Annotated in this window: 23 protein-coding genes and 1 riboswitch; of the genes, 20 read left to right on the top strand and 3 right to left on the bottom strand. The window is 28.2% G+C overall.

Annotation, left to right across the window (positions count from 1 at the left end):
* Positions 1–99 precede the first annotated feature (99 nt).
* Positions 100–2,001: a glutamine synthetase gene (locus LQE93_RS02400; protein WP_231071830.1), complete on the bottom strand. Its 1,902-nt coding sequence runs from the start codon at positions 1,999–2,001 to the stop codon at positions 100–102.
* A gap of 362 nt (positions 2,002–2,363) precedes the next feature.
* Here LQE93_RS02400 and LQE93_RS02395 point away from each other — a divergent pair, with 362 nt between their 5' ends.
* From LQE93_RS02395 to thiW, 7 genes are all read left to right on the top strand, one after another.
* Positions 2,364–2,843: an NUDIX hydrolase gene (locus LQE93_RS02395; protein ID WP_055264670.1), complete on the top strand. Its 480-nt coding sequence runs from the start codon at positions 2,364–2,366 to the stop codon at positions 2,841–2,843.
* 91 nt (positions 2,844–2,934) lie between these two features.
* Positions 2,935–3,034, top strand: a riboswitch (TPP riboswitch).
* A 133-nt stretch (positions 3,035–3,167) separates the two neighbouring features.
* Complete coding sequence (gene thiD / locus LQE93_RS02390) at positions 3,168–3,965, top strand: bifunctional hydroxymethylpyrimidine kinase/phosphomethylpyrimidine kinase (RefSeq protein ID WP_055264671.1); 798 nt, start codon at positions 3,168–3,170, stop codon at positions 3,963–3,965.
* Between the two features lie 13 nt (positions 3,966–3,978).
* Positions 3,979–4,791 (top strand): hydroxyethylthiazole kinase, encoded by an 813-nt coding sequence (gene thiM, locus LQE93_RS02385; protein WP_231071828.1) that lies wholly within the window; start codon positions 3,979–3,981, stop codon positions 4,789–4,791.
* Between the two features lies 1 nt (position 4,792).
* The gene (tenA, locus tag LQE93_RS02380; RefSeq protein ID WP_055264673.1) at positions 4,793–5,449 is read left to right on the top strand and encodes a thiaminase II; all 657 of its coding nucleotides are present in this window, start codon (positions 4,793–4,795) and stop codon (positions 5,447–5,449) included.
* A 21-nt stretch (positions 5,450–5,470) separates the two neighbouring features.
* Entirely contained in the window at positions 5,471–6,076 is a 606-nt protein-coding gene (gene thiT, locus LQE93_RS02375; protein ID WP_186838161.1) for an energy-coupled thiamine transporter ThiT, read from the top strand.
* A 39-nt stretch (positions 6,077–6,115) separates the two neighbouring features.
* The gene (gene thiE, locus LQE93_RS02370) at positions 6,116–6,733 is read left to right on the top strand and encodes a thiamine phosphate synthase (protein ID WP_231071827.1); all 618 of its coding nucleotides are present in this window, start codon (positions 6,116–6,118) and stop codon (positions 6,731–6,733) included.
* 49 nt (positions 6,734–6,782) lie between these two features.
* Positions 6,783–7,280 (top strand): energy coupling factor transporter S component ThiW, encoded by a 498-nt coding sequence (gene thiW, locus LQE93_RS02365; protein WP_055264718.1) that lies wholly within the window; start codon positions 6,783–6,785, stop codon positions 7,278–7,280.
* Positions 7,281–7,475: 195 nt separating this feature from the next.
* Here thiW and LQE93_RS02360 read toward each other — a convergent pair whose 3' ends face one another.
* A complete protein-coding gene (locus tag LQE93_RS02360; RefSeq protein ID WP_231071825.1) occupies positions 7,476–9,239 on the bottom strand; it encodes a GxGYxYP domain-containing protein in 1,764 nt (587 codons plus the stop codon).
* A gap of 201 nt (positions 9,240–9,440) precedes the next feature.
* Between LQE93_RS02360 and LQE93_RS02355 the strand changes: the two genes are divergently transcribed.
* From LQE93_RS02355 to LQE93_RS02345, 3 genes are all read left to right on the top strand, one after another.
* A complete protein-coding gene (locus LQE93_RS02355; protein ID WP_055264677.1) occupies positions 9,441–9,995 on the top strand; it encodes an RNA 2'-phosphotransferase in 555 nt (184 codons plus the stop codon).
* A gap of 146 nt (positions 9,996–10,141) precedes the next feature.
* A complete protein-coding gene (locus LQE93_RS02350) occupies positions 10,142–10,657 on the top strand; it encodes a hypothetical protein (RefSeq protein WP_231071824.1) in 516 nt (171 codons plus the stop codon).
* 156 nt (positions 10,658–10,813) lie between these two features.
* Entirely contained in the window at positions 10,814–11,221 is a 408-nt protein-coding gene (locus tag LQE93_RS02345) for a hypothetical protein (protein WP_055264679.1), read from the top strand.
* Between the two features lie 136 nt (positions 11,222–11,357).
* Here the strand turns inward: LQE93_RS02345 and LQE93_RS02340 are convergent, their stop codons facing one another.
* Positions 11,358–11,969 (bottom strand): class I SAM-dependent methyltransferase, encoded by a 612-nt coding sequence (locus LQE93_RS02340; protein ID WP_055264680.1) that lies wholly within the window; start codon positions 11,967–11,969, stop codon positions 11,358–11,360.
* 259 nt (positions 11,970–12,228) lie between these two features.
* Between LQE93_RS02340 and LQE93_RS02335 the strand changes: the two genes are divergently transcribed.
* From LQE93_RS02335 to LQE93_RS02290, 10 genes are all read left to right on the top strand, one after another.
* On the top strand, positions 12,229–13,500 hold the full coding sequence (locus tag LQE93_RS02335) for an MFS transporter (RefSeq protein WP_055264681.1): 1,272 nt from the start codon (positions 12,229–12,231) through the stop codon (positions 13,498–13,500).
* Positions 13,501–13,729: 229 nt separating this feature from the next.
* The gene (locus LQE93_RS02330; protein ID WP_231071823.1) at positions 13,730–15,385 is read left to right on the top strand and encodes a M28 family peptidase; all 1,656 of its coding nucleotides are present in this window, start codon (positions 13,730–13,732) and stop codon (positions 15,383–15,385) included.
* Positions 15,386–15,638: 253 nt separating this feature from the next.
* A complete protein-coding gene (locus tag LQE93_RS02325) occupies positions 15,639–16,076 on the top strand; it encodes a LytTR family DNA-binding domain-containing protein (RefSeq protein ID WP_055264683.1) in 438 nt (145 codons plus the stop codon).
* A 14-nt stretch (positions 16,077–16,090) separates the two neighbouring features.
* Positions 16,091–16,549, top strand: coding sequence for a hypothetical protein (locus LQE93_RS02320; RefSeq protein WP_231071822.1), 459 nt, complete (start codon positions 16,091–16,093; stop codon positions 16,547–16,549).
* Entirely contained in the window at positions 16,550–17,437 is an 888-nt protein-coding gene (locus LQE93_RS02315; RefSeq protein WP_231071821.1) for an ABC transporter ATP-binding protein, read from the top strand. It begins immediately after the preceding gene.
* A 2-nt stretch (positions 17,438–17,439) separates the two neighbouring features.
* Positions 17,440–18,252, top strand: coding sequence for an ABC transporter permease subunit (locus LQE93_RS02310; protein ID WP_231071820.1), 813 nt, complete (start codon positions 17,440–17,442; stop codon positions 18,250–18,252).
* 216 nt (positions 18,253–18,468) lie between these two features.
* A complete protein-coding gene (locus LQE93_RS02305; RefSeq protein ID WP_231071818.1) occupies positions 18,469–19,389 on the top strand; it encodes an ABC transporter ATP-binding protein in 921 nt (306 codons plus the stop codon).
* A complete protein-coding gene (locus LQE93_RS02300) occupies positions 19,389–20,612 on the top strand; it encodes an ABC transporter permease subunit (protein ID WP_231071817.1) in 1,224 nt (407 codons plus the stop codon). Before LQE93_RS02305 ends, LQE93_RS02300 begins: the two co-directional genes overlap by 1 nt.
* A gap of 501 nt (positions 20,613–21,113) precedes the next feature.
* Positions 21,114–21,776, top strand: coding sequence for an ABC transporter ATP-binding protein (locus LQE93_RS02295; protein WP_231071816.1), 663 nt, complete (start codon positions 21,114–21,116; stop codon positions 21,774–21,776).
* Positions 21,776–22,951, top strand: coding sequence for an ABC transporter permease (locus LQE93_RS02290; RefSeq protein ID WP_055264690.1), 1,176 nt, complete (start codon positions 21,776–21,778; stop codon positions 22,949–22,951). Before LQE93_RS02295 ends, LQE93_RS02290 begins: the two co-directional genes overlap by 1 nt.

The raw sequence follows: 22,951 nt of genomic DNA, 5'->3' as shown, positions 1-22,951 counted from the left end.
CCTACAGCAATAATGTACTGTAGGTATAAATCAAGTGTTTTGTAAAGCAGTAGTTATTTATCTTTGATAAAGTTAAACTATTCTATTAACATAAGACTATTAAATATCTAAAAGATTTTTCTTATAGTTAGAGTAAAGATTTCTTAAAAGGCTCATCTTTTCATCTAATTCTAGAGAAAGGTCTGATGCAACTTGAAGATTATTTGTAGCAAGTGCAGTTTTAATTCTTGTAAATAAACTTTTTGTTGTATAAGTATCTTTCATTATATAATGTCTTAAATCATTTATTTTCATCCAGTTAGAAACATCTAAGTCAAGAGCTCTATCTAAAGAATGTAGGCACTTACACGCTCTAACTTCATCCATGTATCTGTTTATAGTTCTATTTCCAATTTCAGTCATCCATCTTTCAGTCATAGCTATTCTAAAGCTGTTTATAAGCTTATCGTTCATAACATCATTTCTTTTTAAGATGTTTAACTTTTCTGGATATAAATCTAAAGCAGAAATATTTTCAATAACTGTTCTTGGTGGATTACCAAAGAATTTAACTATTTCTTCGTCAGAGAAATGTTCAAATACATCCTCTTCAGTTCTATAAGCTCTATCTTTTTCTAAGTAGTCAGCTTCATCACCAGCATTTTTTGATAATTCAGCTAATAATTCATCTTGAGTTTTATTATTATTAACTGCATAAAGTATACCATCAAGCATAGCCATATAAGAAACAGCCATAGTTATATAAGTATTTGAGTGTGGATTTGGTGAACGAAGCTCAAATCTTGTTGCAAGTGGGTTTGCTAAATCTCTTATTAATCCAATAAGTATAGTTCTATTTCTTGATGGATTATCAGGACTTAAACCTAATGAAGTAACTATACACACTGGTGCTTCAAAGCCTGGTTTTAATCTCTTAAATGAAGTATTAGTTGAAGATATAAATGGATTCATAACTTCATAATTCTTAAGAACTCCCATTAAAGCCCCATATCCTATAATAGATAAGAAGTGATTTTCATCAGTGTGGAATAGGTTAACTCTTTTGCCACTCTTAAGCTTTAAGCTTACTCCTAAGTGAGTGTGCATACCAGATCCAGCAACACCTTCAAGTGGTTTAGCAGAAAAAGTAACTTCTAATCCATTTCTTCTAAATGTCTCTTGTATTAATATTCTTATGAATAATTCGTTATCTGCAGCTTGTACAGCATCTGAAAATTTCCAGTCTATTTCAAGTTGTTCCATTATATGATTAAAGTTACCAGAAGCATCAAGTTTTGCTTTAACTCCACCAACTTCTTTATGACCCATTTCAGGTTCAAAACCATATTCATCCATTAAAAGTAAGCATTCTTCCATAGCAGTACGAACAGCACCTTTAGTTCTTGTCCAATATTGTTCGTGAAGAGCTTGAGATGTATGTAATTCTTCAATTTCAGCTATGTTGTTTGGAGTCTTAACCCAGAATTCTAATTCAGTAGCAGAAGTTATAACAATATCTTCGATATCATCTTTTGAGATTTTATAACTAGTTAATATTTCAGGAGTAGAATTAAAGATAGTCCATAAATTTTCTTTAAAAGTAGTAATTGCTGATTTTAGGATATTTCTTGAATCAACAGCAACGTCATTGTGTAATAAGAAGCAAGGAATTCTTAAAGTTCCTACAGGTTTATTTGAGATTGGATCAATAAAATCATAGTTATAATCAACAAACCAATTACAGTTTAAATCGGCAACCATATCTACCTTTGCGTTGTTTAAAGTTGCTATACCAGGAAGTACAACTGAAGAACCATCAGTTTGAACAGCTACTCCATTTAAAAAAGTATTAATATCTTCTAAGAAAAGACTTACAGGAATTTTTTCATCAGTATCATTTCCAGAAAGATCTACTCCTACAAGTGATACAAATTTTATTTGTGGATTAAGATTTAAGATATTTTTTAAATCTTCAACAGAGTGTTTAGTTTTAGGTATTGTATAAAGTAAATCTTTAATCATAATATTATTATTCAATAAACATTCGTAAAACTGAAATATTATTGAAAAATCTTCACATCCTTTCGATAATAAGTCGTATAAAATAAATAAAAACAAAATTATTATTCGTAAAATTGTATAATGAAATTTTATTATAAGTAAATAATACTGTCAATGAAAAATGTAATTTTTTGATGAAATAGTAAATTATTAAATATTATGAGTTATTATATTGATAATTATTAAAGTATGAAGTAATAAATGAAGAAAGTATAGGAGTAAATAAAAATCGCGTTTCTAATCTAAAGCTATCCTAATATATGTTTATATAAATAAATGGTATAATATGGATGGTGATAAAGGGATAGAAAGGAGAGAAAGAGATGGAATTTCCGATGCATATTGTAGCTGCAGGGGCTTTGGTTACTAATGAGAGAGGAGAAGTTTTACTTGTAAAGAATCCTTATAGAGGATGGGAGTTTCCAGGAGGACAAATTGAAAATGGAGAAGATTTAATAGAAGGTGTTACTAGAGAGGTTTTTGAGGAATCAGGAATTATTATTAAGGTAGATAATCTTGTAGGGGTATATTCTAATACTAAATCGTATCTAGGGTGGGATAATGAGACAATAGTGCCTACTAAAGTTATTTTTGACTTTTTAGCAACTGCAGAAGGTGGAGCTTTAAAGTGTAGCGAAGAGAGTGTTGAAGTAGGTTGGTTTGAAAAAGATAAGGTTTTAAATATGATAACTGAACCGTGGTTACTTGATAGAGCTGAAGATATGTTAAAGTTTAATGGCGAAATAGTTTATAGGGTATATTCAAGTAGACCATATGAAATATTTAGAGAAACGAAGCTTTAGATAAAAATGATATGAATATTTCAGAAAAATATTTACAAAAGTGAATTGACAGTATATTACAAGGTATGTAATATAGATTATAAAGTAAATAGAAAATTGCTAGGGGTGCCTTTTGGCTGAGAGATAGCTTGCTATTAACCCTTGTACCTGATCTGGATAATACCAGCGGAGGAAAGCATCGTAATGTATTTAAATAACTAATAGTATTTTTATATATAAGCATAGCCATATTCTGTTGGAATATGGCTATTTTTTTATTCAAAGAATCCATTATGGTATCAGGGAAGTTTGATATTTACAATATTAAAACTAGGAGGAACAAAAATGAGAAATTACAAAATACCTACACTAACTATTGCAGGTTCAGATTCATCAGGAGGTGCAGGTGTACAAGCTGATTTAAAGACATTTAGTGCAATAGGGACTTATGGAATGAGCGTTATAACAGCAATAACTGCTCAAAATACACAAGGAGTATTTCTTGTGGAGGATTTAAGTGAAGAAGTTATAAGAAAGCAGATAGAAGTTGTGTTTGAAGATATTGAGCCAGCTGCTGTAAAAATAGGAATGGTATCTAGTCCAGTGATAATCTCTTCTATAGTAGAAACTTTAAAGAGGTATAATCCGAAATATTTAGTAGTTGACCCAGTTATGATATCTAAGAGTGGATATTATTTACTTAAACCAGAGGCTAAAAAGAGCTTAATAGAAGAGCTTATTCCAATGGCATATATAATAACACCAAATACCCTTGAGGCTGAAGAAATATCTGGGATGAATATAGAAACAGTAGATGATATGAGAGAAGTAGGAGAAAAAATATTAGAACTAGGACCTAAGTATGTTCTTATGAAAGGTGGACACTTAGAAGGAGATGCTGTTGATGTACTAATAGGTAAAGACACTTTTGAAATTTTTAAGCAAGAGAGATTAGATAGAAAAAATACTCATGGTACAGGTTGTACTTTATCATCTGCAATAACATCTCACTTAGCCTTAGGATATGACATAAAAGAAGCTGTTAGATTAAGCAAGGAGTATATAACTGAAGCAATAAGACACAGCTTTGATATAGGCAAAGGAGTAGGGCCAGTAAATCATTTTTATAAATTTGAGGATTAGTGAGGAATAGGCAATGTATGAATTAATTAATAAAGTAAAAGAAGTAAATCCGTTAGTATTACACTACACAAATGAAGTAACTATAAATGATTGTGCCAATATAACTTTAGCAATAGGGGCAAGTCCGTTAATGAGTTATTCGGATGAAGAGGTAGAAGAGATAGTAAGTATTGCAAGTGCTGTAGTAATAAATATTGGAACAATGAATTCATCTAGATTAGATTTGTTTATAAAGGCTGGAAAGGCTGCTAATAAATATAATAAGCCAGTAGTTTTAGATCCAGTAGGAGTGTTTGCTACAAAAACACGAACAGATTTTACAAATAATCTTTTAAATGAAATAAAGTTTGATGTAGTTAAAGGGAATATCGCTGAAATTAAATCTATTGGTGGACTTGATGTAAGAGGGCAAGGGGTAGATTCTTTTGATGACGGCGAGGATATCTCAGAGGTTATAAAAAAGGTTGCTAAAAAATTAGATACTATTGTTGTTGCAACAGGCAAGGTTGATTTTATAAGCGATGGATATAGAGTTATAAAAATAAATAATGGTACTACAAAGCTTAAAAGTATTACAGGTACTGGCTGTATGACAGGAAGCTTAATAGGTAGTTACTTAGGTACATTTGATACTTTAATGAAATTAGGACAAGTACTTAAAGATAAGAAAGTTGAAGCTGTAGCTATGGGGGTACTTACTATGGGATTAAGTGGAGAACTTGCGGACGTAAACAACATAGCTATAGGAAGTTTCAAGGAAAAATTAATGAATAATGTATATGAACTAAATGTAGATAAACTAAAGGAATTTGGGAGAGTTGAATAATATGAAGTTTACGGATGAATTATTTGAAGAAGTTAAGGAGCTATGGGATAGGTATTTAGAGCATCCTTTTGTAAAAGGAATTGGAGAAGGAACCTTGGATAAAGAGAAATTTAAAAAGTATCTTATACAAGATTATTTATATTTAAAGGATTATGCAAAAGTTTTTGCTCTTGGATTAGTTAAAGCAAAGACTATGAAAGAAATGAAGTTTTATAGTGATTCAATTAGAGGTACTTTAGAAGATGAAACACAAGTGCACACTAACTACTTAAGATATTTCGGATTAAGTGATGAAGCAGTAGAAAAGTATAGATGTGAACTTACAACAGCAAGCTATACAAGTTATATGTTAGCTATTGCATCTAAAGGAGGTTCAAAGGAGATAGCTATGACTATAATGCCCTGTACTTGGAGCTATTATTATATAGGAAAAAACCTTTATGATAGATATAAAGATACATTAGAAGATAATTTCTATAAGCCGTGGATTGAAGAATATTCATCTGAAGAATTTAAAGGATGTGCTGATGCATGGATAAATTATATTGATTATTTATGTGAAAATATATCTGAAAGTGAGAAGGAAGATTTAAAGGATATATTTATAAAATCAAGCCTTTATGAGATGGAATTTTGGAATATGGCTTATGAAGGATAATTTATTTATGGAGGAATAAATATGACAATTATTATAGGAATAGCAGCAGTTATTACATTTATACTATATTTTTTAGATTTAAAAAAGAATCCTATTAATACTAAGCAGATGGTTATAATTGCAATGGTAAGTGCAATATCATTTATCTTAAGTTTAATACAGTTTATTAAATATCCTCAAGATGGTGGAATATCACTATGCTCAATGATGCCTGTCATGGTTCTTTCATTGCTTTATGGAAGAACTGCAGGGCTTACAGGAGGAATTATATTTGGATTATTATCAATGCTTAATGGTGTATATGTAGTTCATCCAGTTCAATTTTTATTAGATTATATTTTGGCAAGGATGGTACTTGGACTAGCAGGTATCTTTGGAAATGATAATAAAGTTAAAGTTATATTAGGATCAGCATTTGCTGTTACTGTTTCAGTGTTTATAAGCTTTTTATCTGGGGTAGTATTCTTTGGGGAATTTGCACCAGCCGGTATGGGGGTAGTTTTATATTCATTCTTGTACAACTTTACAACAGCAGGAATAGAAGGAATATTATCGATAGTTGTAATTGCACTTATTCCGCTAGAAAGATTTAAGAAGCAGATTGCAAAAGATAGTAAGGCTGCGTAATAGAAGGAGCAATATATAATACCGGGGAGGAGTAAATTAATGAAAGAATTAAAATTATATCTTGTAACAGATTCAGATATCTTAAGAGATAGAGATTTTTACAAATCTATAGAAGCTGCACTTAAAGGCGGAGTTACCATGCTTCAGCTTAGAGAGAAAAATGCTTCTGGAAAAGAGTTTTTAAAGAAAGCTGTAAGGCTTAGAGAATTAACTAGAAAATATGATGTTAAATTTATTATTAATGATAGAGTCGATATAGCAATGCTTTGTGATGCAGATGGAGTACATGTTGGACAAAGTGATATTCCAGCAGATAAAGTAAGGCAGCTTTTAGGTCCTAATAAAATCATTGGAGTTTCAGCAAGAACGGTAGAGGAAGCAAGAACAGCAAAAGAAAATGGGGCTGATTATTTAGGGGTAGGTGCAATGTTTACTACAACAACTAAACTTGATGCAAAGGCTGTTTCTATAGAAAAATTAATGGAGATAAAAGAAAATGTTAATCTACCTATAGTTGCAATAGGTGGCTTAAACTTAAATAATATAGAAATGCTTAAGCAATGTAATATCGATGGCTATGCAGTTGTATCTGCAATTCTTAAAGCAGAAGATATAAACACTGAATGTGAAAAATGGATAGATGCAATTAGTACTTAGAGTTAAATTAGGGATGAAAGATATAAGACATAAGATAGGAGAAGTGTGTATGGAGATAACAAAATCAAGTTTAAGTACAACTAAAAAGATTGTTTTAAGTGGAATATTAGTTTCTTTAGCTACAGTTCTTGGAACTTTTTCCATACCAATTTTGGGAGCTAAAGCATCACCGGTGCAGCACTTTATAAATGTAGTTACTGGAATAACATTAGGACCTGCATATGGAATGGGATGTGCTTTTATTTCATCACTATTAAGAAATATATTAGGTACAGGAAGTGTTCTGGCTTTTCCTGGAAGTATGATAGGTGCATTTTTAGCTGGAACTTTATATAAAAAATATCACAAAAGTGAGTTGGCAGTAATTGGAGAGGTTATTGGTACAGGAGTAATTGGTGCATTAGTAGCATATCCTTTAGCAGCTTTTGTACTTGGTAAGGAAGTAGCTATGTTTGTATATATAGTTCCATTTACTACAAGTTCCTTACTAGGAAGTATAATTGCATATATAGTTTTAAAACTGAAAGTAATAAGAAACTTCTTATAGATTAAATAAAAATCAAAATGTCATAAGTGCAGAGGAATATATAAATTTGCTACTGTAAAAGTATGGTTTATAATAGTAGGTTATAAGTGCCTGAATAGATATAAGATTCAGGCACTGATTTTAACTATTATAAAAGTGAATTTAAAAAATTAATATCATAGATAAATATAAATTACATATTTATACTCACATAGACTAAGAATCTATATGAGGTATATTTTTTTCAATTAATCTCATAAAAACGTCAGGGGTAACAATTCTCACTTTAGGATTTTTGTTTAATTTGGTTATTACATCATTAACATTATCCATAGTATTACTCCAAACATGTACGTAAACAAAAGTATATGAATTAGGGTTTTTAATATCGGTATATCCTAAATTTACTCGTGTATTAATGTTATTAATAAGTTCAGTTTCATCTTCTAAACCTCCCCAAAGTAAATCACGACAAGAGACTACAGGTTTATTATTTGACCAGACTATTTTTCCTTCATAACTATTGTTCTTATAATAATTAAGGTATAAAAGTCCATTTATATTAGAGTTATTTGTATATTTATCCCATAAATCTTTCTTGTAAAAAGCGTCATCATCAAGTATTAGAATATAATGTTGATCGACTATAGCCATATACTCGTTTAATCTTTTTGTATAATCACCAAGTTTTTCAAAAGGAAATTTACTAGGGTACATGTAGCCATTACCAGAAGCAGGAACAACAAAATTATCGGAATACTTTGAATGACTAGCAGATTTATAATATTTATCAAAAACTGTAGGAGCTAAATAATAAATTGAAGGACTAATTGACCATCCTAAATTGAAATTACCTCTATATGGAGAGCCGAACCAATTCTTTACACTATAATTGCTACCAAGTAGCCATTGTTGATTATCACCATCAGACATAATGAATGTAACATAGTGAACACCATCTTCATCAATAAACTCAGTATTTGATTTTTGAGTTTTAGGAGTGGAAGGATAAGAACTTAGAACAGAAAGGTTGTAAGACCAGTCTGCAGCTATAATATCTACTCCATACTTTGATGCAATTGATACATTGGTGTATTCATCAGGGCCCCATCCTAAGATATGACCACCATCATCCATAGAATTAAAGATAGTTTCTCTTAATGATGTATCACTTAAATTATCCTCATAAAAAATGAGGGATTTTGACATAATAGCATAATCTCTTAAAGATGTAAATTTATCGGATGGAAGTTCTATTACGATAGAATGATTTAAACCTGAATTCCATAAATTATTATATGCCCAATACTTATCTGTATTTATACAATCTTGTATTAAATTGGTTATTCCGTGTTTATTAATAATAGACTCAATAGATTCTTCAATAGCAACAGAATTTTTTAGCGAGGCTAGTGTACAAGCGTTATTTATTGATGGGGATTTTACATTACTATAAAGTACATATCCATCAATATAAGAGTTAAATATATCTATTAATTTCCATGGATCCTTGATAGTTTTATATTTTACATTATATATAGTCTTTAAATCTTTTAGCCAAATTTCGTAATCAGGTTCACTTGGACTAAGAATGTAAATTTGTTTTTCAGATTTATTGGATATAAGACCTTGAAGTGTTGCAATCATGGTCTTTTCTTCATTCGTCATATTATCTTCAGATATAACATAAAGGTATTTAGGCATTTTATAATTTTTAATATAAGTATCAGTAATTGAATCATTAAAAAAATTATTACCAGAAATATTTAAATTACTTAAGCTATCTAAATTTAAATATTTAATATTTTCAATATAACTTATATCACTAGTTTTACGGAAGTTTCTTGGAAGTATTTTTGTATTTACCGAATCTTCTATAATATTGACATCTGACATAACAGTAGGAGAATATGTAAATAGTGTAAAAGAAAATAGAAAAGATATGAAGAGTAAAAAAGTTTTTTTAAACGACTTTATCATTTGTAAGGCCTCCATATTAATATGTTAACAATTATTATCGTTAATCAATATAGGATAATTTATTCAAAAACTTATAAATAAGTAATAGATACTTCGTGGTTATGCTAAATAGAATGTTTTGATATAAAATAAATATAGTACTCTAAGTAGAGAGATAGTCATATTATATAATGATAATATTTTTAGAAAGAGTTGGAGTATATGGATAAAGAGCATGAAGCAAATCTAAGTTATACTATATGTTATGCTTTGCGACATGAGCCGTGGAGATTTAACTTAGAATTAGATGAAAATGGTTTTTGCGAAGTGAATGATTTATTAAATAGTCTAAAGCTTTATTATGATGACATTACTATTTTAGATATTAAATATGTTGTTGAAAATGATCCTAAGGGAAGATTTGAATTAATAGAAAATAAAATAAGAGCTGTTTATGGACATTCATTTGAAAGAAAAATTATTTATAATGAGATTATTCCACCAGATATTTTATATCATGGAACAACTTTAGAAGTATATAATGAATTTATTTCAAAAGAAGGATTAAAGCATCAAAAAAGACAATACGTACACTTATCATCTACAGTAGAAACAGCTATTATGGTAGCGAGACGTAGAAAGAATAAAACTCATATAGTTTTAGAAATAAATGCTAGGGAAGCATATAAAGATGGAGTGAAATTTTATAAAGCAAGTGATGATATATATCTTTCAAATGATATTCCAGCTATATATTTAAAAATTAAAAATATATAAAATGAAGCCAATAGAATTTTTAGGAGTTTTATTGGCTTTAATTATAATATAATTTTATCATTATACTGTGGTTTAGGATTGCAATAAAAACAAAATAATATAAAACACATATAATATATAAGATTAATTATTTTAGGAACTATTATATGAAAAAGTCTAAAAGAGTTAAAAATAATTGTAAAGATAGTAGAAATTTAAATAGAAAATTAGCTAATGAAAAGAATGATTACAGTAAAGAAAAATCTTCTAGTAGTGACACCACATCAAGTTCTACAGAAAGTAAAGTGAATTATGAAGAGTTAATTGCACAAATAAATCAATTAAACTTATCATTTGATACATTATTAATTATATTAACAGCTATATTGTTAAATATATATTATGTTTATTATACTAGAACACAAGCTTTAGATACGCTTAATAATACTAAATACGCAGATTTGTTGATAGATGGTACAAAGTTACCAAGAATAACTAATGCGATGTTTCTGTATGCAACAGCAATTTTTTTAGAAATTAATTATAGTAATTATGAAAACTTAAATTCAGTACAAGGTGAAGAAAGAAATTGCAAGGAAATAAATAAAGCATATAGAGCATTTTTTTCGACACTTCTAGTTCTTATAGCAACAGCAATGAGCAGAAGTAATTTAGAGGTTTAAAAAACCTCTATTTTTAATTTATATACGTAATGTAAATAATGTTAAAGAATATTTAAGATATTTACTACACTTAAGCTCATTAATTTAGATTAATATGATTTAATTTGATGTTTTAAGGAATAATTATTATAGAGAGGATTTACTTGGAGGTTTTATATGGAATGGAATAATATTAAGACAAAGGATGATATATATAAGTTAATGAATGTGTTTGGAAACTTTCATGATAGCTGTATAAAGGAAATACATTATGTTAGTGGAGCTTATGTAAATGAAAATTTAGAGATGAATCCTATAAATAAAAGGCGCAATGTTACTGTAGTATTTCAGAGACAATTAAGTAACCCATCAGAAATTGAGGTTGTTTTTGAGAAAATAAGCAAGCTAAATTTGGCACCTGTAAATGAAAGATATGATTGTATAATTTTAGATTCATTCATGGATATTTTTGAAGGGGAAATATATTGGGCTGATAGTAAAAGTTTTGATATACATGATATAAGAGATTATGATGATTTTACATGGATATGTTCAGAAAATGTTAAATGGAGATGTATAAATTAGAGTATTTATATTAAAGAATTAATTTATATAAATAAATAAGTTTTTTATGAATAAGATTACTACAAAGAAATATGACTTATGCAAAGATTACGAATAAATGCAGAAGTCATATTTTTTATTTTTATGAAGGAATATTTTAAAATAAACTAAGTCTATAGACTAAAAATCTTTCTCTAGAGTCCTTAATAAAAAGTTCATCTATTTTAACTTCTTTAATAAGTGTGAAAGCTGTACAGCTTTCTAAGTAATATATGTAATCATCAGAAGGATAATATAAAACTATATCTACTACTCTATTACATTTTTCAATAGACTCTAAAATATTATCAACTATTTTCATAAATATTTGTATTGAAAAAGGGTTAAAGAAGTAAAATTTATTATCTTTTTCAGACACTATATAGTTTTCAGCAAAATCATTTACAAAATTAATTTTACCTATAGATTTTTTGTGATTAAGTAAATAAGAGTTTGTATTTGATAAACAATCATTATAGAAATTCTTATCCATTTCTACACCTGTAACATTAGAATTAAAAAAATGATTTATATAAAATAATAATCTGCCTTTTCCACAACCATAATCAACAATATAATCAGAGTCACATACTTTATACTCTTTAAATAAAAGTTCAAGTGCTGAATATGGTGTTGCCTCGTATCTATTATAGTGAAGTGATTGGTGAAAATTCTTTTGTTCTTTCTTTGTTTCGATATTTAATAATCTTTCGTAATCCTGTTCTATCATAGTATTTCCTTTCGTAATAGTAGTTTTTCTACTGTTTATATAATGAAAATAACCATATATATAATAACATTAGAATAAGGTAAATATAAATAGTATATTTAATTCTGTGAATATAATTTGAAAAATATGAATTACTAGATATACAATAATTTATTATATATTGCAATATAATTTCAGTAATGGAAAATTAAATAAAAAACAAACAATATTAAGGTTATGTGGTATAATTTACAGGATAAGAACTCAAAAGGAGAAAGATATGAGAAGTGAAAAATCTTATAAATGGACAATTATAGCTTGTTATATAGGATATTTTGTACAAGCTACAGTAATAAATTTAGTACCAATATTGTTTGTAACGTTAAGAGAAGGTTATGGGTTATCTTATTCTCAGTTAGGTGCGTTAGTACTTATAAATTTTGTTACCCAAGTAATATTTGATGTAGTATTTAGTAGGCCTGTTGATAAATATGGGTTTAGACCATTTGTTGTAGTTGCTCATGGAATATGTGCATTAGGGTTAATATTATTTTCTATAACTCCAAGGGTATTTAGTGAAAATATTTTCGCAGGCTTTGTGCTTTCTACTATAATATTTTCAGGAGGGGGAGGACTTTTAGAACTAGTTATTAGTCCGATTATTGATTCTATACCATCAGATGATAAGGCAACGGCAATGAGTTTGTTACATTCATTCTATGCATGGGGACAAGTAACGGTTGTTGTTATAACATCTATTTTTTTATTTTCTTTTGGAAAAGAAAAATGGTGGATTATTATGATGATTTGGGCAATAGTTCCTATAGTAAATTTCTTTATATTTATGAGAGTGCCATTAACTCAAAAATTACACGAATCTAAAATTATGAAGATAAGAGAACTTATAAAAAATCCTATTTTTATAGTTGCTTTTTTTGCAATAATGTTAGGTGCTGCATCAGAAGTTAGTATGAATCAGTGGGCAGCGACTTATATGGAAAGAGGACTTTTAATACCTAAGTTTGTAGGAGATATGTTAGGTATGTGCTTCTTTGCAATTATGTTAGGAATAGGTAGAGCTATATATGGAGTATATGGTTCTAGAATAAATATAAATAAGGTGATGATTTGGGGATCGCTAGGAGCAGCGATATGTTATTTAGTAGTAGCTATATCACCGTATAATTGGTTATCTATTATAGCCTGTGGAATTTGTGGAATATTTGTAAGTTTATTATGGCCAGGAACATTAGTAGTGGCATCAAGCAGGTTACCATTAGCTGGAGCTTCCATGTTTGCATTACTTGCTGCAGCAGGAGATGTTGGAGCAGCTATAGGGCCTTGGCTTATTGGTAGAGTTACTGATTTTACAACTAGTAATTGGACATCTTCTGCTAGTTATTCAATTAATTCTGAACAATTTGGATTAAGAGTAGCTATACTTTTAGCTGCAGTGTTTCCAATATTGACAATGATTTTTCACAGTATATTAAAGAATATTAAAGTAAAACAGAAAAGTTATGAATGTGAGAAGATAAGTTACGGAGAATAAATGAGCGATTAAGCTAAAAAGCTACAAATAATAATTTAATGTGATTTAAAACACTCTAAATATGATATTTAAAAAGTTATCTTATTAGTTCAAGATAACTTTTTATTTTTAGAAATAAAATATTTGATTATCAAAATAAATTCTGATATTATATCTGTATTGTAATTTTTACATAAGCTATAAAGAACCTCATTAATGGGGTTACTTATATTGAAGGGTGGTAAAAAAGATGAGAAACAAAGGAATTATTTTATTTTTATCAATTATTTTATCAATTGTCTTAGGAGTTACTTCGTTATATACTCCAAGACCTAAAAGTGAAGACAGTGGATTTTCTACAGAAATTGCAAAGGAGCATATAAAAGAGATTTCGAAGGAAGTTCATAGTATACAAGAACCAGAGGCCCTAGGAAGAGTTAGAGAGTATATATTAAATGAGTTAAAAGAATTGGGATTAGAACCAGAAGTATTTACATATGAAGGTGTAGAAAGTTCTAAAGGTGGTATATATGACATAAATAATATATATGCTAAAATTGATGGAAAAAATGGAGAAGATGGAAGTTATATTATGCTAGCATCTCACTATGATTCATCGCCTAAGAAGAGGTCAGGAGAGGATGGAGAGTCAAAAGGAGCAGCAGATGCCGGATATGGTGTATCTACTATCTTAGAAATAGTTAGAATTATAAAAGAAAGTGGACAAGAATTAGAAAATGGTATAAAGATATTAATTACTGATGGTGAAGAAATGGGGCTTATGGGGGCAAAGGAAGAGATGAATAATAACTTTGACCTATATGAGAATGTTAACTTTGTAGTTAATTTAGAAGCACGTGGAATTAAAGGACCAGCTTTGATGTTTGAAACTAGTAACAATAATAAAAAGGTTATAGATTTATACAAGAAGGCTAATTTACCAGTATCATACTCTTTAGCTGCTGATGTATATAATAAGATGCCTAACGGTTCAGACTTTACAGAGTTTAAAAATGCAGGTTTACCTGGAATAAATTTTGCTGTATTGAATGACTTAGATTATTATCATACAAAGAATGATAATTACGATAATATAAGTGATACATCTATCCAACATTATGGAGAACAAGTACTACCTATAGTACAAGAATATGTATACAACGCAAAATATGGACAAGCTGATTATTTTCAATCTAATCAAAATAGTGTGTTCTTTACCTTATTACCAAATGTATTTATAAATTATACTTCACTTATAGCTACTATACTTGCGGTAATTTCATTAATAGCCTTAGTAGTTATTATGAGAAACTTAAAAGTAAACGCTAAGATGGTAGTAAAATGGATAGCTGTTTGGACAGGATTAGCATTAGCTAGTACAGCAATAGGTATAGCAATATCTTACATAATTTCAATGGTAAGTGGTATTGAATTTAAAATAACGTATATGCCTAGAATTACAGGTTCAGATTTCATTGTTTTAATGGCTGTAATTTTAACTTCTATTTTAGTGGTACTATTATCAAAGAAATTAGCTAAAAATAGAGAAGATTTAGAGTCTATGCTGTTTGGGGGACTTTGGTTTAATGAGTTTTTATTAGTAATATTTATGATAGCCCTTCCAGGGGGAAGCTACTTGTTCTTATGGCCAGTAATTATTACTCTTATCTCTATAATTTTAACTAAGAAATTTAAAAATCAAAATATGTTATTAATAGCTACTATGTTTACTATAGTTATGTATGTACCTGTAATTTACAATATTTACATTGCGTTAACTATTGGGGCATTAGGAGTAGTCATGTTATTAACATTAATGTCTCTATCAACTATAGTACCGTTAGTTCTTAATGTATCTATGGAGAATGAGAATGTTATTAGAAATATATATAGAAAAGTTGCATAGATAAAATATAGATGGGTATGTATCAAAATAATTTTTGATACATACCCATTAAAATTAAATTTAGCCTACAGAAACTTCATTTTTAGAATCAATATACTTTAAATTATCTGAAGTTTTTAATTTTCTCATTTCAATGTTATATAACATATTTACATCTTAGTATGAAATATATGCAACTTAGTATAAAAGCATTGTAGTGTAATAATAGAAGTCATATACTTAAAATATGGAAAAATTATAGAGGGGGCTTTAAATGAGAATAATTATAAATGAATCGGAAGATATAGAGGAATTAGAAATAGTAGTTAATTGTAAGAGAGTAGATGAAAATTTGCTTAAAATGATAGCTACAATTAGAGCCTTCGATAGAAAGATAACTGGAACAAAGGATGGGAAGTTATTCATTTTAGATGTAGATCACATTTACTATTTTGAATCAGTTGATAAAAAGACTTTTATTTATCTTCATAAAGATGTTTATGAGAGTAGTTTAAGATTATATGAATTGGAGGATAAGTTTGCCAATTCGGATTTCTTTAGAGCCTCTAAATCAACTATTATAAATCTTTCTAAAATAAAAGTTATTACTCCTGTATTTGGAGGAAAGCTAGAAGTTATTTTGGAAAATAACGAAAAATTAGTAGTATCAAGGCAATATGTGCCTTTATTAAAGAGAAAGCTTAATTTTTAAGGAGGTGTATTATTATGAGAACATTCTTCATTAATAGTTATGAGATAAAGAAGTTATGCTGTTTGTTTTTTGCAGGTGAAGTTATAATGTATGCTTTAATAGGACCATTTATTGGTGTTGATAGTATATCGTTTTCTCTTATATGGCAAATGGCTGCAATATCAATATTGTTAACTATGCTGCAATATGTATTATATACTTTTAATTTTATGAATAAGGTAAAAAGGGAAGTTAAAGTATTAATTCATTATCTTATATTAATAGGATTAGGATATGGATTCGCAAAAGTTTTTAATTGGTTTAATTTAAATGATTTAAATAATATCATTATAGCAGTTAGTATTTTTACTGTATGCTTTATAATAACAGCTGGCTCTATTTACATTTATACAAAGCTTACTGGTGAAAGATTTAATGAAAGGTTGAAGGTATATAAGGAATTAAAAAAAAGTAATGAAGGTGAGGGAAATTAGATGTATGCTATTGAAACGAAAAGTTTAACAAAAAGTTATGGGAAAAGTAGAGGTATAGTAGATGTTAATTTAAAAGTTAAAGAAGGAGAAATTTTTGGATTTGTAGGACCTAATGGAGCGGGTAAATCTACTACTATAAGAACATTATTAAATTTTATCTTTCCAACATCAGGAGAAGGTAAAATTTTAGGGAAAGATATTGTAAAGGAAAGTTCAGAAATAAAAAAGATTCTAGGATATGTACCTAGTGAAGTTAAGTTTTATGACGATATAAAGGTTAAAGATATAATAAAGTACTCATCAAGCTTTTATAATTCTTGTAGTAAGGAAGAAATAACTAGGCTTTGTGAAAATCTTGAGGTAGAAGTTGAAAAGAAAATGGGAGAGTTAAGTTTAGGCAATAAAAAGAAGGTTGCTATAGTACAAGCTCTTATTCATAACCCTAAATTACTTATACTAGATGAACCAACAAATGGATTAGATCCACTTATTCAAAAAAAGCTATTTGAAATTTTATTAGAACAAAATAAGAAGGGAACTACAGTATTTTTATCTTCTCATAATTTAGTAGAGGTTGAAAACTTCTGTCACCGAGTTGCAGTTATTAAAGAAGGTAGAATTATTGATACTATTGAGATAGATAAGCTAACTAAAAATCTAGGATTGAAAGTTACTATAGAAGCGAAAGAAATAAAGAGAGAAGATATAGAAAGCTTAGGAGGAGAAGTTATATCTTTAAAAGGTACTGAATTTATATTTAATTATTCAAATGGTGCAGATGATCTTATAAAAGCCTTATCAAAATTTTATATAAATAAGATTTTAATTCATGAACAAAGTCTTGAAGATACTTTTATGAACTATTATGAAAATAAAGGGGGAAAATAACCATGAATATTTTTAAATTTGAATTTAAGAGGCAATTTAAATCTCTTATAATTTGGTCTATTGTATGTAGTGCATTAGTTATAATGTTTATGGCTCTTTTTCCTAGTATGAAGGATATGGGAATGCAAGAACTTGTCGGAGATAAGCTAGGTGCGATGCCTTCTACTCTATTGGAAGCTTTTAATATAGATGAAATGATGGATTTTTCAAATATTAAAGATTATATGGGGTATTGTCTTCAATATATAGTGATGGCAGCAGGAATATATGGGTTAATATTAGGAGCATCAGCTTTAAGTAAGGAAGAAAAAGATGGGACAATAGAATTCCTTTATTCAAAACCTATAACTAGAAATAAAATAGTTACCTCAAAGCTTTTAGCATCTATAGTAATTATCTTTATATTCATTTTTATAATTGGATTAGTAACGATGGCAATAGGTATAATAGTAAAACCAGAGGATATAAAGACTATAGATTTATTGATGGATATTAAGATTATGTATATTGGAATGGCTATGCTTTCTTATACATTTATGGCAATAGGATTTTTATTATCAATGATAATAAAAGCAAGAACTAATGTTACAGCAGTAGCTTTAGGAGTGTTTTTTGCAAGTTACTTTGTAGGTGTATTAGGAAAGTTAAAGGAGTCTTTTGAATGGCTAATATATTTTTCTCCTACAGATTATTTTATACCAGCTAAGATATTTAAAGATGGATTTGAACTTAGATATGTAATTGTAGCAACTGTTTTAATATTAGTGAGTATTGTTGGAACTTATATAATTTATAATAAGAAGGATTTAGGCTAAGTAGTAAAATTAATAGCTACGATATAAAATCTAAAAGTTTTTAAAATATAATAATAAAAATTTAAATATTAACTAAAAAATTATATCCCAATGATATGCAAAAAAGTACGTATCATTGGGGTATGTTATTTTAAGGAAATTTTAAGAATTTCTATAGCTTATATTTAAGATTTTATATTTATAATCATTATTATCATGAAAAATGGAGGAAAAGTAATGAAGGTTTTAGAGGTAAATAATTTAAAAAAGACCATTGGCAAGAGAGAAATCATTAAAGGTGTAAGCTTTGAAATAAATTCAGGAGAAATTTTTGGCTTCTTAGGTCCTAATGGGGCTGGTAAGACTACTACAATAAGAATGCTTGTAGGTTTAATTAAACCTACAGATGGAGAAATTAAAATATGTGGACATGATTTAAAAAGGGATACAAGCAAGGCATTAAAAGAAGTTGGAGCTGTAGTTGAAAATCCTGAGTTATATAAATATTTATCAGGAAGAGAAAATTTAATGCAGATAGCAAGAATAAGAAAAATATCTAAGGAGCAAGTAGAGGAAACTATAAAACTTGTTGGACTTGAAAATAGGATAGATGATAAAGTAAGAAAGTATTCATTAGGTATGAAGCAAAGATTAGGATTAGCAGCTTCACTTTTATCAAGACCTAAGCTTCTAATTTTAGATGAGCCTACAAATGGATTAGACCCTTCAGGAATATTAGATTTTAGAGAGGTAGTTCAAAAGGCTGCTAGAGAAAGAGATATGGCTGTATTTGTATCTTCTCATATTTTATCTGAAGTTCAGAATCTTTGTGATAAGGTTGCTTTTATTAATGATGGTGTGATTAAAGCTGTAGAGGATATTAATAAAGAAAGCAATACAATGGAAACAGATAGTGATGTAGTATGTTTAGTTTCTAATGATGATAACAATATTTTAGTTAAGGAAATAAGCAAGTTATCTTATATTTCATCATGTAATGAAAGTGATAAAGGATTAAAGATAATAATGGAATGTAACTCCACTCCTAAACTAGTTAAACATTTAGCTATGAATAACTTTAGTATTGAAGAAATTTATAAAGAAAGAAAAGGACTAGAGCAGAGATATATGGAACTAGTAGAGGGAGGTATAAGATAATGTTACTTACACTTATTAAAAATGAACTTATTAAATTATTAAAAAAGGGAAAGACATGGATAGTATTTGCGCTGTTTGCTTTGTTTATAGGAATTACAATCTTTGGGCAATATAGCTCAGATAAGAATATGAGGATGTGGCAGTCTCCAGAGAAACAATTGGAGATGGCAAAAGAGAACTTAGATTACTACAAAGAGGAGCTTGAATTAAATAAAAATTCTGATGTAAATCCAGAGTATATAGCATCTTTGGAGGAATCAATAGAATATTCTAAAGAGCAGATAAAGAGTTATGAAGATATAATTAAAAATGGTGTAAATGAAGATGAATGGAAAAAGCAATTAGATGAAGAAATAGAATATGCCAAAGAATCTATAATAAGATATGAGAAGTATGATGATGAATGGTCAAAGCAGTACGCTATGGAATCAAAAGAAAGATTAGAGCAATTAACGTATCTTAGAGATAATAATATTCAACCACTTTATGGATGGGAATATGATGCATATAATTATATGAGTTCACTAATGCAGTTTTTAGGAATGGCTATATTAGTAGCTGGTATAGCTGTATTTATGAGTGATATAGTATCAGGAGAATGTACTCCTGCAACATTAAAGTTTTTACTAATTCAGCCTGTAACTAGAGGAAAAGTGTTATTATCAAAATTTATAGCAGTTACTATAACTGTTCTTACGATGATTTTAGGAGCAGAAATTGTAGGATTCTTATTTGTTAATATAACTAGTGGAGTTAATAATTCTGCATACCCAGTAAGTATTGGAACAGTTTATGAAAAGATAATAAATGCTGATGGAACAACTATATTATCAAAAGTTGTAGGTTCAGGACATATGGGAACAAACTTAGAGTTATTTACAAAAGCTATGTTATTCCAAGCCTTATTTATAATAACAGCGTGTGCAGTTATCTTTATGATTTCTACATTAATAAAAAGTAGTATGATAACTATGGCGATTTCAGTAGTAGTTACAGTATTCTTAACTATAGGAAGTTATAACCTGTCAGCATTAAGAAAAATTGCACATTTAGTATTTTTAAACTTTGGGGACTCAATAAGTGTATTCACAGGAAGCAGTGCTATGATGATGCAAAATCCAAATATGACAGTAACAAATGGAGTAATAGTAATGATAGTAACAACATTAGTTGCATATTTAATAGCACATATTAATTTTAGTAAAAAAGATATATTAATATAGTAATAAGGAGTTGTTTTGAGACAACTCCTTTAGTTTTGGTTAAATGTGGAGTATGTTTAAAATTATTGTGTATATAGTTGAAAATAGGAATTTTTATAGTAGAATAAAATGTAGAGTTTTTTAGGGGTAGGAGGTGAGAAATTATAAGTTTTTTTAGATTTAATAAAAAGATAATAGCGTTGCTATTGGCTTTTTATTTGATTATTAATATTTTTACCAATATACAGTACTCAATATTAAATGAAAATCACAATTGCTTAAGAGGTCACTGTGAAATTTGTATTAATATTGAAAAGAGTGCAGAAAATTTGCAGCATTTTGGATCAGCACTTATAATCTTCTCTCTTATGAAATCTATAGGATTAGATTTTATCCAATATCTTGTAAGAAAAACTAAATATTTTCTTAATAGTATCACATTAATTAGTTTGAAGGTGAGGCTTGATATTTAAATCTCTAGATAATCATTTTAAATATTTAATACATTAAAAGGAGATTATAATGATAGAAATAAGAGACGTTTATAAAGAGTTTTCAAATGAGAGAATTAATTTTAGCAATATAAAATTTGAAGATAATAAATCATATGTTATATTAGGACCTTCTGGATGTGGTAAGTCGACATTACTAAATATTATTAGTGGAAATATAAAAGCTGATGGAGGAACTATTACTATAGATATTGATAATTCTATATATAATTTAGAAAAATTATCAAGTGAAGAACTTCAAAAATATAGACGAGATAATATAAGTTATGTATCTCAAGAATTTAATCTTTTTAATGATTTTACGGTTAAAGATAATTTAAAGTTAATTGAAAAAGTTAAAGGGAAGAGGATATCTATAGAGGAAGCTTTAGATGTTGTAAGTTTAAAAAATAAAGTAAATCAGAAAGTAAAAACTTTGTCTGGAGGAGAAAAGCAAAGAGTTTGTATAGCAAGAGCATTGCTTCAAGAAGGAAAGATACTTTTATGTGATGAGCCAACTGGTTCATTAAATCAAGCTTTAGCTAACGACATTATAAAATCTTTAATAGATGTTCATAAGAAAAATAAAAATATGTTAATAGTAGTTACTCATGATGATAGATTAATAGAGAACTTTGATTGTGTAATAAAATACGATGACTTTATAAAGATGAATATTGGAGGTGCTAATTAATGTTTAGATATTCAATAAAATCTTTATTAAGCAAGAAAACAGTAAGTATATTATTTATTATATCAATATGTATAGCAATTTCTATAAGTATGTTATCTATAAATATTAGTTCACAAATAGATGAAGGATTTTATCAGGTAGATAAAAAATACGATATTATAGTTGGACCTAAAGGTAGTAGTACTCAATTAGTAATGTCTAGTTTGTTTTTCTCAGATGACCCATTAGGAACTATAGATACGGATTATTTAGATAATATAATGGATGAATATGAGGTAACTACTATAGTTCCATTAGCTATGGCTGATTCATATAAAGGAAATAGAATAGTAGGAACTACAACTGATTTGCTAAATGATTATAGCTTGAAATCAGGAGAATTATTTAAAGAAGATTATGAAGTTGTTGTAGGATATAACATTGCTACTAGCTATAATCTTTCTATAGGAGATGAAATTACTACATCTCATGGGACAAGTAACTATGCAGAAGAACACACAAGTTCACCATATATTTTAGTTGGTATCTTAGATAAGACTAATACATCATATGATAACACTCTTTTTACAAGTATAAATAGTGTATGGAATGCACACGATGAAGAACACATTCATTCAGAAGAAGAAGAGCATTCTCATGAAGGGGATGATCATAATATGGGTTATACATCTATACTTGTTAAAACAGGAAGTTTGGCAACAGCAAATAAAATAGAAACTTCTTTAAGTGAAGATGTTGATGTACAAGCTGTAAACACTACAAAGATATTAAGAAAGCTAGTTGGTAATATTGATATGAGTAAGCAGGTTGCTTTATTGCTTTGTGGAATAATAGTAGTGTTAGCATCACTATTAACTTGTGTAATGAGCTTTTTAATGCTTGTTAATTCTAAGAATGATATTAAGTTACTTAAGTTTTTAGGAATGAATAAGAGTAAAATATATAGCTACGTTTTAGGACAAGTAATAATATTAATAGCTGTAAGTATAACTATTTCTTTATTAATTAATAGGGTAGCTTTAAGTCTAGTAAATAATATATCATCATCTTTAGGAATAGTACTTGACTTAACAAAGGTATATCCAACAGAGTTTTATATTGTATTCATATATGTTGGAGTTATTATAGTATCAACCCTTATATATTCTTACATTAGAGTAAAAAAGGAGAAGTAG

It is taken from the genome of Clostridium sp. NSJ-145 (assembly GCF_021044725.1).
GTDB lineage: Bacteria > Bacillota > Clostridia > Clostridiales > Clostridiaceae > Clostridium > Clostridium disporicum_B.
The sequence above is the reverse complement of the archived record's forward strand: the minus strand, read 5'-3'. Positions and strand labels throughout refer to the sequence as shown.

Excerpts from the sequence above, each read along its gene's own strand:
- thiT (WP_186838161.1), top strand. The coding sequence starts at position 5,471 with ATGACAATTATTATAGGAATAGCAGCAGTTATTACATTTATACTATAT.
- tenA (WP_055264673.1), top strand. The coding sequence starts at position 4,793 with ATGAAGTTTACGGATGAATTATTTGAAGAAGTTAAGGAGCTATGGGAT.
- LQE93_RS02315 (WP_231071821.1), top strand. The coding sequence starts at position 16,550 with ATGTATGCTATTGAAACGAAAAGTTTAACAAAAAGTTATGGGAAAAGT.
- LQE93_RS02360 (WP_231071825.1), bottom strand. The coding sequence starts at position 9,239 with ATGATAAAGTCGTTTAAAAAAACTTTTTTACTCTTCATATCTTTTCTA.
- thiM (WP_231071828.1), top strand. The coding sequence starts at position 3,979 with ATGTATGAATTAATTAATAAAGTAAAAGAAGTAAATCCGTTAGTATTA.
- LQE93_RS02355 (WP_055264677.1), top strand. The coding sequence starts at position 9,441 with ATGGATAAAGAGCATGAAGCAAATCTAAGTTATACTATATGTTATGCT.
- LQE93_RS02340 (WP_055264680.1), bottom strand. The coding sequence starts at position 11,969 with ATGATAGAACAGGATTACGAAAGATTATTAAATATCGAAACAAAGAAA.
- LQE93_RS02295 (WP_231071816.1), top strand. The coding sequence starts at position 21,114 with ATGATAGAAATAAGAGACGTTTATAAAGAGTTTTCAAATGAGAGAATT.
- LQE93_RS02310 (WP_231071820.1), top strand. The coding sequence starts at position 17,440 with ATGAATATTTTTAAATTTGAATTTAAGAGGCAATTTAAATCTCTTATA.
- LQE93_RS02400 (WP_231071830.1), bottom strand. The coding sequence starts at position 2,001 with ATGATTAAAGATTTACTTTATACAATACCTAAAACTAAACACTCTGTT.
- LQE93_RS02325 (WP_055264683.1), top strand. The coding sequence starts at position 15,639 with ATGAGAATAATTATAAATGAATCGGAAGATATAGAGGAATTAGAAATA.
- LQE93_RS02300 (WP_231071817.1), top strand. The coding sequence starts at position 19,389 with ATGTTACTTACACTTATTAAAAATGAACTTATTAAATTATTAAAAAAG.
- LQE93_RS02305 (WP_231071818.1), top strand. The coding sequence starts at position 18,469 with ATGAAGGTTTTAGAGGTAAATAATTTAAAAAAGACCATTGGCAAGAGA.
- LQE93_RS02320 (WP_231071822.1), top strand. The coding sequence starts at position 16,091 with ATGAGAACATTCTTCATTAATAGTTATGAGATAAAGAAGTTATGCTGT.
- thiW (WP_055264718.1), top strand. The coding sequence starts at position 6,783 with ATGGAGATAACAAAATCAAGTTTAAGTACAACTAAAAAGATTGTTTTA.
- thiD (WP_055264671.1), top strand. The coding sequence starts at position 3,168 with ATGAGAAATTACAAAATACCTACACTAACTATTGCAGGTTCAGATTCA.
- LQE93_RS02345 (WP_055264679.1), top strand. The coding sequence starts at position 10,814 with ATGGAATGGAATAATATTAAGACAAAGGATGATATATATAAGTTAATG.
- LQE93_RS02335 (WP_055264681.1), top strand. The coding sequence starts at position 12,229 with ATGAGAAGTGAAAAATCTTATAAATGGACAATTATAGCTTGTTATATA.
- LQE93_RS02350 (WP_231071824.1), top strand. The coding sequence starts at position 10,142 with ATGAAAAAGTCTAAAAGAGTTAAAAATAATTGTAAAGATAGTAGAAAT.
- thiE (WP_231071827.1), top strand. The coding sequence starts at position 6,116 with ATGAAAGAATTAAAATTATATCTTGTAACAGATTCAGATATCTTAAGA.
- LQE93_RS02290 (WP_055264690.1), top strand. The coding sequence starts at position 21,776 with ATGTTTAGATATTCAATAAAATCTTTATTAAGCAAGAAAACAGTAAGT.
- LQE93_RS02330 (WP_231071823.1), top strand. The coding sequence starts at position 13,730 with ATGAGAAACAAAGGAATTATTTTATTTTTATCAATTATTTTATCAATT.
- LQE93_RS02395 (WP_055264670.1), top strand. The coding sequence starts at position 2,364 with ATGGAATTTCCGATGCATATTGTAGCTGCAGGGGCTTTGGTTACTAAT.